At 67.9% G+C, this 14,273-nt stretch carries 8 protein-coding genes and 1 pseudogene; 6 read left to right on the top strand and 3 right to left on the bottom strand.

What is annotated here, in order from left to right:
• Positions 1 to 420 precede the first annotated feature (420 nt).
• A complete protein-coding gene (locus ASD86_RS07605) occupies positions 421 to 2,412 on the top strand; it encodes a peptidyl-prolyl cis-trans isomerase (RefSeq protein ID WP_056108927.1) in 1,992 nt (663 codons plus the stop codon).
• A 472-nt stretch (positions 2,413 to 2,884) separates the two neighbouring features.
• Entirely contained in the window at positions 2,885 to 3,355 is a 471-nt protein-coding gene (rlmH, locus tag ASD86_RS07600) for a 23S rRNA (pseudouridine(1915)-N(3))-methyltransferase RlmH (RefSeq protein ID WP_056109240.1), read from the top strand.
• Positions 3,356 to 3,789: 434 nt separating this feature from the next.
• On the opposite strand, the gene ASD86_RS07595 is transcribed toward rlmH, so the two are convergent.
• From ASD86_RS07595 to ASD86_RS07585, 3 genes are all read right to left on the bottom strand, one after another.
• Entirely contained in the window at positions 3,790 to 4,455 is a 666-nt protein-coding gene (locus ASD86_RS07595; protein ID WP_056108922.1) for an energy transducer TonB, read from the bottom strand.
• Positions 4,456 to 4,910: 455 nt separating this feature from the next.
• Complete coding sequence (locus tag ASD86_RS07590) at positions 4,911 to 5,105, bottom strand: hypothetical protein (RefSeq protein ID WP_157476290.1); 195 nt, start codon at positions 5,103 to 5,105, stop codon at positions 4,911 to 4,913.
• Positions 5,102 to 5,893, bottom strand: coding sequence for an SIMPL domain-containing protein (locus ASD86_RS07585; RefSeq protein WP_056108915.1), 792 nt, complete (start codon positions 5,891 to 5,893; stop codon positions 5,102 to 5,104). Before ASD86_RS07585 ends, ASD86_RS07590 begins: the two co-directional genes overlap by 4 nt.
• Positions 5,894 to 6,017: 124 nt before the next feature.
• On the opposite strand from ASD86_RS07585, the gene ASD86_RS07580 reads away from it, so the two are divergent.
• The 4 genes and pseudogenes from ASD86_RS07580 to tldD all read left to right on the top strand — a co-directional run.
• Entirely contained in the window at positions 6,018 to 6,587 is a 570-nt protein-coding gene (locus ASD86_RS07580; RefSeq protein ID WP_056109237.1) for a Maf family protein, read from the top strand.
• Positions 6,588 to 6,713: 126 nt separating this feature from the next.
• Positions 6,714 to 8,207 (top strand): ribonuclease G, encoded by a 1,494-nt coding sequence (rng, locus tag ASD86_RS07575; protein ID WP_056108912.1) that lies wholly within the window; start codon positions 6,714 to 6,716, stop codon positions 8,205 to 8,207.
• Between the two features lie 180 nt (positions 8,208 to 8,387).
• Complete coding sequence (locus tag ASD86_RS07570; protein WP_056108909.1) at positions 8,388 to 12,491, top strand: YhdP family protein; 4,104 nt, start codon at positions 8,388 to 8,390, stop codon at positions 12,489 to 12,491.
• A gap of 415 nt (positions 12,492 to 12,906) precedes the next feature.
• A pseudogene (gene tldD, locus ASD86_RS07565) lies at positions 12,907 to 14,273 on the top strand (metalloprotease TldD); the annotation flags it as partial.

Below are 14,273 nucleotides of genomic sequence, written 5' to 3'. Positions count from 1 at the left end.
GTTAGAATGCTGGCCTGTCACGCCGGAGGTCGCGGGTTCGAGTCCCGTCCACTCCGCCAGTTTCTCCAAAGGCATCGGCGACGATGCCTTTGTTTTTTCCAGGTTTTGCGCGGCACCGGCAACGGCGCCTGCGTTTTAAAAAGGCGCCCCGCAACGGGCGCCTTTTTTCTCGCCTCAAGATTCCCGCGCCGGCGTCTTGTCCAGGCCTGGGCCAGATCCTGCGAGCGGGGCGGTGCAGCGGCGTGGCCATCCCGCCGGCCTGTCCCCAGTAAACCGCTCTGGGTATATCGCCCTGGCCCCAGCGGCCTGGAGGCGGGCGTCCCGGGCCGCCCTCGCGAATGCGACCGACGTCGCCCCCACCCGCCCACGGCCCGGAACCGCGCTAAACTGTCCGGCTTACGACTGAACGCGACCCGGACAATGCTGCAGACACTTCGCGACAAGACCTCTGGCTGGATCGCCACGGTGATCCTGGGACTGCTGATCATTCCCTTCGCCTTCGTCGGCATCGAGCAATACCTCGTGCAGCGCGTCGACAGCGCGGTCGCGCGCATCGAGATCGCGCCCACGTGGTGGCGTTCGGCGCCGTCGTGGTGGCCGGCCTCGATGCTGTGGAAGCACGAGTCGATCGATCGCTCGCAGTTCGACGAACGCTTCCAGCAGGAACGCGAACGTCGCCGCGCCCAGCAGGGCGAGCAGTTCGACGCACGTGAGTTCGAGACTCTGGAAAGCAAGCGCGAAGTGCTGGAAATCCTGATCGACGAACGCGTGCGCAAGCTCGCCGCCGACGTCGACGGCCTCGCGGTCAGCGATGCGCTGGTGGTCAAGACGATCCAGAGCCTGCCCGACTTCCAGGACAGCAACGGCAAGTTCAATCAGGAACGCTATGTGCTCGGCCTGCAGATGCGCCAACCGGCGCAGACGCCGGCGCAATTCGAACAGTTCGTGCGCGAGCGGCTGATGGAAGGCCTGCTGACCAGCAGCGTCGGCCAGAGCAACTTCCTCACCCACACCGAGATCGATCGCCTGGTCAAGCTGATGGGCGAGAAGCGCGACGTCAGCCTGGTGATGCTGCCGGCGCCGGCCGCGGATACCAGCGAGGTCGCCGCCGCCGATATCCAGAAGTGGTACGACAGCCACGCCAAGGATTTCCGCGCGCCCGAGAGCGTCAACATCGAATACGTCGAAGTCGTCGGCGCGAACCTGCCGCCGCCGGCGCCGCCGACCGAACAGGCGCTGCAGGAACGCTACAAGGCGGAAAAGGCGCGCTTCCTCGCCGAGGAACAGCGCCAGCTCTCGCACATCCAGATCAACGTGCCCGACGGCGCCGATGCCGCCGCGCAGAAGGCCGCCGAAACCAAGGCCAACCAGATCGCCGCGCAGGCCAAGGCGCCTGGCGCCGACTTCGCCGCGCTGGCGCGCGCCAACAGCGACGACCTGGGTTCCAAGGCCGCCGGCGGCGACCTGGGCTGGGTCGGCAAGGGCGCGATCCCCGGCGCGTTCGACGCCGCCGCGTTCAAGCTCAAGGTCGGTGAAGTCAGCGCGCCGGTGAAAGACGAAAGCGGTTGGCACGTGATCGTGGTGCGCGAGATCAAGAGCGGCGAGCAGCAGCCGTTCGAACAAGTGCGCGAGGCGCTGGTGCGCGAGGAAACCGAGTCGCTGCGCGAGAACGCGTTCAAGGATGTCTCGGGCAAGCTGGTCGATCTGGTCTACAAGAACCCGACCACGCTCGAAGGCCCGGCCAAGCAGATGAACCTGCCGTTGCTCAAGCTCGGCCCGATCACTCGCGACGCCGCCAGCAACACCGGCATCGCCAAGAATCCGGCGGTGATCCGCGCGGCGTTCTCCGAGGCGCGCATCCAGGACAACACGGTCAGCGATCCGATCGATATCGGCCAGGACCATAGCGTGCTGATCCGGGTCGTGTCGCACACGCCCGAGCGCGCGCTGCCGCTGGCTCAGGTCCGCGACAAGGTGATCGCCGCGGTGCGCGCCGATCGCACCGCCAAGGCCGCCGAGAAGGAAGCCGACGCGCTGGTCGCGCGCATCAACGGCGGCGAGACCATCGCCGCGGTCGCCGCGTCCAAGCAGTTGCCGGCGCCGGAAACCTTGCCCGACGTCGCCCGCGGCATGCCGTTGCCGACGCCCGAAGTCAGCGAAGCGATCTTCCTGGTCAAGGCGCCCGCGGCCGGCAAGGTCGCGGCCGGCAAGGCCGCGCTGCCCGATGGCCGCGCGGTGCTGTTCGCGATCAACAAGGTCGTGCCGGGCAAGTCGTCGGATATTCCGGCGACGCAGATGGACATGCTGCGCACCCAGATCACCCAGATGGGCGGTGTCGACGAAAGCCGCGAGCTGACCTCGGCGCTGCGCAAGCGCATGCAGATCAAGGTGATGGACGACAACCTGCGCTGATCCTCGCGACAGGTTGCGAATGAAAAAGCCCGGCGATCGCCGGGCTTTTTTATGTCACGGCATCGATGGCGCTTCGGTGGTGGCGGCGTCGAGCGTGCGTAAGGTGGCGACTGGCCTGGCTTCTTCGTCGCTGAGGTTGAAGCGCACGCCTTTGGCGCGGCGAAGTCGAGGCGGTGATTACGCTTCGCGATCTCACGACTGCGAACGTTCGCATTCCACGAGTCGATGACGGCGCGTTGCAACGACTCACGAGTAGTGATGCTTACCGGCCCGCGGGTGAGTGAGCGCGACCGTCGCGGCCCGCTTGCACGATGCGCCCACCGCTCGTCGTCGCGAAATGCCTGCAGCGACCTGGGTGGGAAGTTATCGGTGATCCTGGCTGCGTGGCCTGTCGGCAGGATGGCAATGCCGGCCTGCGGCGGGTTCGGCGTTGATCGAGGCGCCGTCGCCGGCGCTTGGCTACCATGCGCACATGAAAAGCAGATTGATCGCTGTCGGCGAACGCGCGCCGCGCTGGGTTGCCGAGGGCTTCGGCGAGTACCAGAAGCGCCTGTCGCACTGGCTGCCGCTGGAACTGGTCGAGATCGAACCGGGCCTGCGCGGCAAGGGCCGCGACGCGGTGCGCGCGACCCAGGACGAAGGCGCGCGCGTGCTCGCCGCGCTGCCGAAGAACGCCTGCGTGGTCGCGCTGGAAGGCCGCGGACGCTTGTGGACGTCGGAACAGCTCGCGCAGCGTCTGGAGCACTGGCGCGGGCAGGGTCGCGATCTCGCGTTCCTGATCGGCGGACCGGAAGGGCATGCGCCCGAGGTGCTGGCGCGCGCCGATGAGCAATGGTCGCTGGGTCCGCTGACCTTGCCGCATATGTTGGTGCGGCTGGTGGCGGCGGAGCAGTTGTATCGGGCAGCGGCGTTGCTGGTGAATCATCCGTATCACCGGGCCTGACGGCTGGGATTCGGGATTCGGGATTGGGGATTGGGGATTGGGGAATTGTGATTCGGGAACCGGGAATCGGAAAGGATTTGTCGAGTCTGTTTTTTTGCTCGTCATCCCCGCGAAGGCGGGGATCCAGGGCTTCATCCAGGCATGACTCTGAAGTCTCTGGATTCCCGCCTTCGCGGGAATGACGAGCAAAGGCGAGGATGTTTCGTTAGCCGTTAGCCGTTAGCCGTTAGCCGTTAGCTGCCAGCCGCCAGCTCGCAGTCACCATTCACCATTCACCATTCACCAGCGCCTTCGACCGCATCAGAGAACGCATCGTCGTCATTGCGCTACCGCAATCGCCGAAATCCGATTCCCCATTCCCGATTCCCGATTCCCGAACCAAAAAAAGCCCGGGCCTTGGCCCGGGCTTTTTTTGGTTCGACGCGCGAGAAAACCTACTGCTCCAGCTTGAACTCGATCGGCACGCGGCCGCGGGCCTGGACCGGCTGGCCGTTGCTCATCGCCGCCTGGAACTTCCAGCGCGACTTCACCACCCGGATCGCGGCCTGGTCGAGCAGGCGATGGCCGCTGCTGCGCACCACGGTCACGTCGATCGGCTTGCCGTCGATGCCGACCAGGATCTCCAGTTCAACCACGCCGGTGAGGTTTTCGCGCACCGCCTGCGGAGGGTAAGTCGGGGGCGGGCTGCTGAGCGCCTGCAGCGATGCGCCGGTGAACACCTGCGGACCGACGTCGATCGACGGCGGAGTGAAGGCGGCAACGGTGTCGGAGCCGAGCACGTCGCCGATCTGCGGGGTGTCGTTGATCACGATCGGCGGCGGTTCGACCGTCTGGGTTTGCTGGATCGTCGGTCGCGGTTTGGGATCGCGGATGACCTGCTGCACCGGCAGCGGCGGGGGCGGCGGCACGATGATCTCTTTCTCGGGCTTGACCAGGATGACCTGGATGGCCTCGCTGAGCGGTTCTTGGATCAGCTTGGGCGCGCTCAGCGGAACCAGCATCAACATCAGCATGGCCGCGTTGAAGGTGATGGCGCCGGCGTTGGCGGCGATGCGGGTGCCGTCCAGCTGGGTGGAGTGGGAAGGGATCGCGCGAACCATGTGCTGCCTCCTTGGATTGTCTACACATCACAGACAACGACTGGATACCGCCAACGGGGTCGAATCAGAAAGCGGCTCCGTGTCACAAAGTTGCGCCGGCGCGGGGCGGCAATGCAAGCGGTTCTCGTTTGCGACTTTGGTCGTTGCCGGCATGCGGCCAAGCGCCACGGCCGCTGGCATCGGCGCGTCGGCGATGCGGGATTTCGCCAGGGTTTTTCGCGGGTCGGCCGATTGGGCGACCCTCGCCGATGTGCAATCCGCATGTGGCGTATCGCTGAACGGACGGCAACGAATGCAGCGGCGGCGTGTGCTTGGCCACTTGCGCAAGCCCGATCGCCACGATCGTTGCCGCGGTAACTTTCATCGCCCGGATCGCAAAATCGCCCGCGCCGCAAAAACGAAGGCCCGCTTGCGCGGGCCTCGTCCGTACTCGTCGATGATCCAGCCCGGCGCGACTACTCGTCGGCCGGGTCCTGATCGGCACCGGGCTTGCGCTCCAGGCCGCCCTCGTCGGGATTGGGCGGCTTGCGCGGGTGCGGCTGGCGGGCGTCGTCGGGATCGCGCGGCTGCGGTTCCGGGTAGCCGGGGTTGCGCCCCGGCTTGGGGTCGGGCGCGGGCGGCGTGGTCTTGTCGGGGCCGGCCATGCTCACTTGCCCAGCTCGAACACCACGTCGAGGCTCATCGACAAGGTGTTTTCGCCCGGCGACACCGAGGTGTCGGCGGCGGCGCCGGCCTTCTCCATGCGCATGGCCATCATCGGCATCGGCATCGGCGGGGCGAAGCGGCCGCCTTCGCTGACGCTGACGATGCGGCGCACCTTCATGCCGAGGGTCTTGGCGTACATCTCGGCGCGGGCCTGGGCCTTTTCGATCGCGCCGCGGCGCGCTTCGTCGAAGGCCACGTCCTTTTCCTTGTCGTCAATGTCGAAGGTCGGGCCGTTGATCTGGTTGGCGCCGGTGGCGACCAGCGAGTCGAGGATCTTGCCGAGCTTGGACAGATCGCGCACGACCAGGTTGACGTTGTTGTTGGCCTGGTAACCGGTGATCGCCGGCGGCTGGTTCTCGACGTAGCGGTACTGCGGGCTGAGGTTGATGCCGCTGGTCTGGATGTCGCGCTCGGCGATGCCGGCGGCCTTGATCGCGGCGACGACCTTGGCCATCTGCTCGGCGTTGGCGCGCATCGCGGCGTTGGCGTCGGCCGCCTGGGTCACCACGCCGGTCGAGATCGTGGCGATGTTCGGGGTGCGCTTGGCTTCGGAGGTCGCCGACACCGACAGCAGGGTGCTGTCGTTGGCGACATAGCCGGACGGGGTCTGGGCGGAAGCGGTCATGGCGGTTGCGGCTCCGAAGGCGAGGGCGGCGGCGAGCGCCAGCGGGCGCAGCGAGTTGCGGACGGATGCGGAACGGGCAACGGTGTACGTGGACGACGACCGGGTCATGTGCAACTCCTTGGTGGACGAGGCTAGGGTCTTGCTGAACAGGTTAACGAACCGTGATTCGGTGCGGGGTTTGCTCCAAATGGCGTGGGCTGGCGCTCAGTCAGCCCGGGTTATGCTTTTGCGCATGCTCTATCTCGCCTCCCAGTCGCCGCGGCGACGCGAATTGCTCGGCCGCCTCGGCCTGGAATTCGGCCTGCTCGAACTCGATGTCCCCGAACACCGTCAACCCGGCGAGCCGGCGTTCGACTATGTGCGCCGTGTCGCCCGCGAGAAGGCCGGCGCCGGCCTGCTCAAGGTGATGGGCAATCCCGACGCGGTGGTGCTCGGCTCGGACACCGAGGTCGTGCTCGACGACGAAGTGTTCGGCAAGCCGCGCGATCCGGCCGATGCCGCGGCCATGCTCCGGCGCCTGTCCGGGCGCACTCATCAGGTGATTTCCGCGGTCTCGCTGGTCTCGCCCGCGCGCGAAGCGCAGGCGGTGTCGATCTCGGAAGTGAGCTTCGCCGAACTCGACGAGGCCACGATCGCGCGCTATGTCGCCAGCGGCGAACCCGACGGCAAGGCCGGCGCGTATGCGATCCAGGGCGGCGCGGAGGTGTTCGTGACCCGCCTGGCCGGCAGTTATTCCGGGGTGATGGGCCTGCCTTTGCACGAAACCGCGCGCCTGCTGCGCGAGTTCGGTTACGGCGCCTGACGGCACGGGCGCGGCGCGGGCGCCGTGCATGACAATACTTCGACAGCGTGGAACTTAACGTACCGCGCCCCCTTCCCATCCCGTACGCCCCATCCATCACGTCTGACTTAGGACCCGCGCCGCCTCATGACTGAAGAGATCCTGGTCAACGTCACTCCGCGCGAAACCCGCGTCGCCGTCGTCGAGAACGGCATGCTGCAGGAGCTGCACATCGAGCGCGGCTGGCGCCGGGGCGTGGTCGGCAACATCTACAAGGGCAAGGTGCAGCGGGTGATGCCGGGCATGCAGGCGGCGTTCGTCGAGATCGGACTGGAGCGCGCGGCGTTCCTGCACGCGGCCGACATCGTCAAGTTCAATCAGCTCAGCGAAGGCGACGGCGAGGGCGATGCCGCGCCGTTGCCGCCCACGCCGACCCGGCCGATCGCCGAATTGCTGCGCGAAGGCCAGGACATCATCGTGCAGGTGGTCAAGGACCCGATCGGCAGCAAGGGCGCGCGCCTGACTACGCAGCTGAGCATTCCCTCGCGCTATCTGGTGCTGTTGCCGCGTACCCGCGTGGTCGGGGTGTCGGCGCGGATCGAGGACGAGGCCGAGCGCGCGCGCTTGAAGTCGCTGGTCACGACCCTGGCGCCGAGCGGCGACCACCACGGCTACATCGTGCGCACCAACGCCGAAGGCCAGCCCGAGGAAGCGCTGGCCGAGGACATCGGTTATCTGAGCCGCGCCTGGGCCTTGATCGCCGAGAAGTCCGGCAGTTGCAAGGTCGGCGAACGCGTCTACGAAGACCTGAGCCTGCCGCTGCGCGCGGTGCGTGATCTGATTCGCCGTGACGTGGAGAAGGTCAAGGTCGACTCGCGCGAGACCTGCGAACGCCTGCGCAGCTTCGCCGCTCAGTACATGCCGGGCCTGGCCGAGAAGATCGAGCACTACACCGGCGCGCGGCCGATCTTCGACCTGTACGGGGTCGAGGACGAGATCCAGCGCGCGCTCGACAAGGAGGTGCCGCTGAAGTCCGGCGGCTATCTGGTCATCGACCAGACCGAGGCGATGACCACCATCGACGTGAACACCGGTTCCTTCCTCGGTCAACGCAATCTGGAGGAAACCGTTTACCGCACCAACCTCGAGGCGGCGCAATCGGTCGCCCGGCAACTGCGGCTGCGCAACCTGGGCGGAATCATCATCATCGACTTCATCGACATGACCGACCAGGAGCACCGCCGTCAGGTGCTGCGCCAGTTGGAAAAAGCGCTGACCCGCGATCATGCCAAGACCACGGTGTACGAGTTCTCGCCGCTGGGCCTGGTCGAGATGACCCGCAAGCGCACCACCGAAAGCCTGGAGCGTCAGCTTAGCGAGGCCTGCCACGAATGCGGCGGCCGCGGCACCTTGAAGACTCCGGAGACGGTGACTTACGAAATCTTCCGCGACATCGTCCGCCAGGTGCGCCAGTTCGACGCCGCGCGCCTGTTGGTGATCGCTTCGCCGAAAGTGGTGGCGCGCATCACCGACGAAGAGTCCGCGGCGGTGGCCGAGCTGGAGGAATTTCTCGGCAAGTCGATCCGTTTTCAGCCGGACGATCAGTATGCGCAGGAGCAGTTTGATGTCGTGCTGCTTTAAAAACACGCTCCTGTCGATCTCCCTTCTCCCGCGAGCGGGAGAAGGTGGTCNGGCGCGCGAAAGTCTGCTTGCGTCGGCTCTTGCGCCGCCGCATGCCCTCACCCCAGCCCTCTCCCGCAGGCGGGAGAGGGAGATGGGCCGCCGCGTCTGATGCCCACCCCGCTGCGCCGTCGCTTACGCATGGCCCGTCGTGGCGCCTTCTATGGCGCCGCGATCGTGCTCGTGCTGGTGGCGTTGCTGCTCGCCGCGGCTAGCCAGGTGCTGCCGCTGGCCGAAAGCCATCCCGAGCAGGTCGCGCAGTGGTTGAGCAAGCGCGCCGGGCGGCCGGTCGCGTTCGACAAGGTCGAGACCCAGTGGACGCGGCGCGGTCCGCTGCTGCGCCTGGACGGGTTGCGGGTCGGCGAGGGCGCGCAGGCGTTCACCATCGGCGACGCCGAGATGCTGGTGTCGATCTACGCCGGTCTGCTGCCGGGGCAATCGTTTTCCGAATTGCGGCTCAAGGGCCTGGACCTGACCCTGGAGCGCGCCGACGACGGACGCTGGAAGGTGCGCGGCCTACCCGGGCAGACCCAGACCGACAACAGCGATCCACTGTCGGCGCTGGAAGGCCTGGGCGAATTGCAGGTGATCGACGGCAAGCTGGCGGTGATCGCGCCGTCGCTCGGCGTCGATGCGCGCATTCCGAAGATCGACCTGCGCTTGCGCGTGGACGGTTCGCGTTTGCGCGCGGGCGTGCGCGCCTGGCCGACGGTCGGCGTCGCCGGAGCGCCGTCGACGCCGCTCGACGCGGTGCTGGATTTCGATCGCCGCCGTGGCGACGGCCGCGCCTATGCCGGCGCGACCCGCGCCGATCTGGCCGGCTGGGCGCCGCTGCTCAAGATCGTCGGCATCCGGGTCGAATCCGGGCAGGGCCGCGCCGAGGCCTGGGCCGATCTGCGTGGGCATCGGGTCGCCGCGGTCACGGTGTCGGCGGCGTTGGATCGGGTCGGACTGCGCGGTGAGCGTCCGCTGCCGGTGCCGGTCAGCACCGCGACGACGCCCGCGAACGCTGTCGCGACGACGAGCGCGGCTTCGAACACCACGACTTCCAGCACCGCCGCTTCAAGCCCTGCTTCGAACGCCGCCGCTGCGACAGCCGCCACATCCGCACCGACGGCCGCGGCACCGATCGCCGCCGCGCCGCCTGTTGCCAGCGGCCCCGACCGGGTCGAATTCGAACACGTCGAAACCCTCGCGCACTGGCGCCTGACCGACAACGGCTGGCGCTTCGACGCGCCCACCTTGCGCATCGGCAGCGGCACGAACGTGCAGACCCTCGACGGCCTGGCCGTGGCCGGCGGCGAGCGCTATGCGTTGCGCGCCGATCGCATCGACGCCGGCCCGCTGATCGCGGTCGCCGCGCTCAGCGATGCCTTGCCCGAACGGTTGCGGCATTGGTTCGAAACCGCCAAGCCGCGGGTGTCGCTGAGCGCGATCGCGCTCAACGGACGCCGCGGCGGGCCGATGTTCGCCAGCGCGCGGATCGAAGCGCTGGGCTTCGATGCGGTCGGCACCTCGCCGGGCCTGCAAGGCCTGGCCGGCACGATCGAAGGCGACGCCGATGGCTTCGCGATTCAACTCGACGAAAATTCGCCGATGCGGTTCGACTGGCCGACCGGGTTCGGCGTGGTCCACACCGTCAAGCTGCAAGGACGGGTCGGCGGCTGGCGCGAAGGTAATGGTTGGCGCGTGGGCACCACTTCGCTGCGTATGCGCGGCATCGACACCGACTTCGGCTTGGTTGCGCGCGGCGGCATGTGGTTCCAGAACGACGGCACGCGGCCGTGGATCGATATCGCCACCGATCTGGACGACACCCCGATTCCGGTCGCGAAGGGCTTCTGGATCCGCAATCGGATGTCGCCGAACCTGATTCATTGGCTCGACACCGCGCTGGTGGGCGGAAAACTGCGCAATGCGCATGCGGTGGTATCGGGCGATCTCGACGATTGGCCGTTCAATCGCAACAACGGTCTGTTCGAAGCCAGCGCGCAGCTCGATGGCGCGGTGGTGAAGTTCCAGCCTGAGTGGCCCGCGGTCGAAGGCTTGAACGCCGACGTGCGTTTCGTCGCCGACGGTTTCAGCGTCGAAGGCGTGGGCAAGATCGCCGGGGTCGGCATCCGCCGCGTCGGCGCCGGCATCGATCACTACAAGGACGGCACCCTCAGCGTCGCCGCCGACACCACCGCCGATGCCGCGCAGTTGCAGGCCTTGCTCAAGCAAAGCCCGCTGTACAAGGATCAGGCCGACACCCTCGACAACCTGCGTGCGAGCGGCGCGGCGAAAGTCGCGTTCGACATGAAGTTGCCGCTGATCCACGGCAGCACCACTCAGATCACCGGCACGGTCGACCTGGACAACGCCAAGCTCGCCGATCCGCGCTGGAAGATCGCGTTCGAACAAGTGCGCGGCCGCGCCGAGTACGGGCGCGGCGGCTTCCGCGCCGACGATCTGGCGGTGTTACACGACGGCGCGCCGGGCAAGTTGTCGCTGCGCGCGGGCGAGAATTTCGTGCGCGATCGCGGCAACGCGTTCGAGGCCGGGCTGGATGCGATGTCCGGCGCGGACGAGTTGATCGCGCGCGGGCCGGATGAGCTGGCCTGGTTGAAGTCGTATCTCGACGGGCGTTCGTTGTGGACGGTCGGCATTTCGATACCGAAGTCGGCGCATGCGGCGACTGGCGTTGTCGGCAAAGCCGGGGCGACAAAGCCTGGCGTATCGGCGCCTACGCCGGCCTTGTTGCAACTGCGCTCTAACTTGATCGGCACGACACTGACCTTGCCGCCGCCGTTGAACAAGGCGGCCGGCGCGGCGCTCGCGACCAGCATCGAAACGCCGTTGCCGCTCGGCAGCGGCGACGTGCGCGTGGCCCTGGGCAACACCCTGGCGCTGCGCGCGCGCACCACCAACGGCAAGACCGGCGTGCGAGTGGTGCTCGGCGCCAATCGGGTCGACGAGTTGCCGCCGGCCAGCGGCCTGATCGCGACCGGCCGCGCCGACACGCTCGAAGCGATCGACTGGATCGCGATCGCGCGCGGTGGCGGCAGCGGTTCGGGTGAAGGCGTGGCCTTGCAGCGCATCGACGTGACCGCGCAGAAACTGCAATTGCTCGGCGGCGTGTTTCCCAACACCCGGGTGATCGTCGCGCCGGCGCCGCAGGGCGCGACCGCGGTGCGCGCCGAGGGCGCGGCGCTGGAAGGCGCGTTGCTGATCCCCAGCGATGGCGCCATCGCCGGCCGTTTCGCGCGCGTGCATTGGCGCGCGCCGGCCGGCCCGGTCGCGGCGAATCCGACCACGATCACGCCCGGCAGCAACGGCGTCCACGCATCCACCGCCGCCGCGGCCAACACGGTGCAGGCGGTGACCAAGCCCGCGCTTGACGACACCATCGACCCGGCCAAGATTCCGGCGCTGACCCTCGACATCGCCGACCTGCATATCGGCGACGCCGCGCTCGGCAACGCCAGCCTGCGCACCCGGCCGACCCCGGCCGGCATGCGCATCGACCAATTCACCACCCGCGCCGACAAACAGTCGATCGACGTCAGCGGCGACTGGACCGGTCGCGGTACCGGCGCGCGCACCCATTTGAGCGCCTCGCTCGATAGCGGCGATGTCGGTGCGCTGCTCGGCGGTTTTGGCATCGGCGGCCAGGTCGGCGGCGGCAAGGGCAAGCTCAAGCTCGACGCCGGCTGGCCCGGCAGCCCGGCCGGTTTCGCGCTGGGCACCTTGGAAGGCAGCCTGATCGTGGACCTGCGCGACGGCCGCCTGATCGAGATCAATCCCGGCGCCGGCCGCGTGCTCGGCCTGCTCAGCGTGGCGCAGTTGCCGCGCCGGCTGACCCTTGATTTCCGCGACTTGTTCGCCAAGGGCTTCGCCTTCGACCGCGTCGCCGGCACCGTGCGCTTCGGCAACGGCAGCGCGCGCAGCGACAATCTGGTGATCGACGGCCCGGCCGCGGCGATCGCGATCCGCGGCGCCGCCGATCTGCGCGCGCAAAGCTACGACCAGACCATCGAAGTGCGGCCCAAGGCCGCCAACGTGCTGACCGCGGTCGGCGCGCTGGCCGCCGGTCCCGTCGGCGCGGCGATCGGCGCGGCCGCCAACGCGGTGTTGCAGAAGCCGCTGGGTAGCCTGGCGTCGAAAACCTACCGGGTCACCGGGCCGTGGAAAGAGCCCAAGGTCGAAGTGCTGAGTCGGCAGGAGACGCGCGCGGCGAAGCCGCCTGGGCCGCCGGCGGGTTAAGCGCGGGCGCCGCATCTCGGCTAGGTTTTCGGGTCGAGGCAGGCCTGCGGCGGGTCGTCGGCGCTGAAAAACTCGTGTTCCAACGCCTCGCATACCGCAACGGTAACCGCGCAGCGTTGAAGTCTTTGCGAGCCCACGAATCCGACTCGGCCCCCGGACGCCGGCTCGGAAGCGAAGTCGAACCGCGAATCCACAGCCGCCCCGCGCCTGAATCACCCCCGAGCCCGCCGGATTGCGCAAGCCCGCGCCATTGATCGCCGGCCCGCGCGCCACTATTTCCTATGCACGGGCGCTCGCCGCGCCGCTCCGGATGCCGCGGCCGCAAGCCGCCGGAATCGGGCGCGCGGCCCACCCAAGCGCCGCCCGCCCGCCTAAGATGGGCTTTCCGAGTGTTCACCTCTTGCCTGGTTCCCACATGACCCTTCCCCTGCAGATCGCCGAAACCCGCCTTCTCCTGCCCGCCGGGCTGGATGCCGGCGGCCTGGAACGCAGCTTCGGCACCTTGCTCGGGCCCGGCATCGATTTCGGCGACCTGTATTTCCAGCATTCGCGCCGCGAGAGCTGGACGGTCGAGGACGGCATCGTCAAGGACGGCTCGCATTCGATCGAGCAGGGCGTGGGCGTGCGCGCGATCAGCGGCGAGAAGACCGGCTTCGCCTATTCCGACGAAATCAACAGCGACGCGCTGCTCGGCGCGGCCAAGTCGGCGCGCGCGATCGCCCGCGACGGCCGCTCGCAGAACGCGCGCAGCCTGGTCCGCGGCGGCGGACGTTCGCTGTATCCCAGCGACGACCCGATCGATTCGATCGGCAACGAAAGCAAGGTCGAAGCGCTGCGCAAGCTGGACAAGCTGCTGCGCGCGGCCGACCCGCGCGTGCAGCAGGTGGTGGTGAGCCTCAGCGGCACCATGGACACCGTGCTGGTCGCGCGCAGCGACGGCGTGCTCGCCGCCGACGTGCGCCCGCTGGTGCGCTTGAACGTGCAGGTGATCGTCGAACACAACGGCCGCCGCGAAAGCGGCTATGCCGGCGGCGGCGGTCGTTACAGCTACGCCGATCTGCTCGGCGGCGACAAACCCGAGCAGTTCGCGCGCGAAGCGCTGCGTCAGGCGCTGGTGAATCTCGATGCGGTCGACGCGCCGGCCGGGATCATGCCGGTGGTGCTCGGCTCGGGCTGGCCCGGCGTGCTGCTGCACGAAGCGGTCGGTCACGGCCTGGAAGGCGATTTCAACCGTAAGGGCACCTCGACCTACGCCGGCCGCATGGGCCAGCGCGTGGCCTCCCCCGGCGTCACCATCGTCGACGACGGCACCCTGGAAGGCCGGCGCGGTTCGCTCAACGTCGACGACGAAGGCACGCCGACCAACTGCACCACCCTGATCGAAGACGGCGTGTTGGTCGGTTACATGCAGGACACCCTCAACGCGCGCCTGATGGGCATGACGCCGACCGGCAACGGCCGTCGCGAATCCTTCGCCCATCTGCCGATGCCGCGCATGACCAACACTTACATGCTCGCGGGCAAGGACGACCCGGAAGACATGATCCGTTCGGTCAAGAAAGGCCTGTACGCGGTCAATTTCGGCGGCGGCCAGGTCGACATCACCAGCGGCAAGTACGTGTTCTCGGCGACCGAGGCCTACCTGATCGAAGACGGCAAGATCACCGCGCCGGTCAAGGGCGCGACTTTGATCGGCAACGGCCCGGAAACCATGCAGAAGGTGCGCATGATCGGCCACGATCTGGCGCTGGACGAAGGCGTGGGCGTGTGCGGCAAGGACGG

It is taken from the genome of Lysobacter sp. Root690 (genome assembly GCF_001427785.1).
Classification (GTDB): domain Bacteria; phylum Pseudomonadota; class Gammaproteobacteria; order Xanthomonadales; family Xanthomonadaceae; genus Lysobacter.
Note: the sequence above shows the minus strand (reverse complement) of the source record. Positions and strands in the feature narration are given on the sequence as shown.

Bases quoted from the DNA above. Each gene is read 5' to 3' on its own strand.
- ASD86_RS07605 (WP_056108927.1), top strand. From the start codon at position 421: ATGCTGCAGACACTTCGCGACAAGACCTCTGGCTGGATCGCCACGGTG.
- rlmH (WP_056109240.1), top strand. From the start codon at position 2,885: ATGAAAAGCAGATTGATCGCTGTCGGCGAACGCGCGCCGCGCTGGGTT.
- ASD86_RS07595 (WP_056108922.1), bottom strand. From the start codon at position 4,455: ATGGTTCGCGCGATCCCTTCCCACTCCACCCAGCTGGACGGCACCCGC.
- ASD86_RS07585 (WP_056108915.1), bottom strand. From the start codon at position 5,893: ATGACCCGGTCGTCGTCCACGTACACCGTTGCCCGTTCCGCATCCGTC.
- ASD86_RS07580 (WP_056109237.1), top strand. From the start codon at position 6,018: ATGCTCTATCTCGCCTCCCAGTCGCCGCGGCGACGCGAATTGCTCGGC.
- rng (WP_056108912.1), top strand. From the start codon at position 6,714: ATGACTGAAGAGATCCTGGTCAACGTCACTCCGCGCGAAACCCGCGTC.
- ASD86_RS07570 (WP_056108909.1), top strand. From the start codon at position 8,388: ATGGCCCGTCGTGGCGCCTTCTATGGCGCCGCGATCGTGCTCGTGCTG.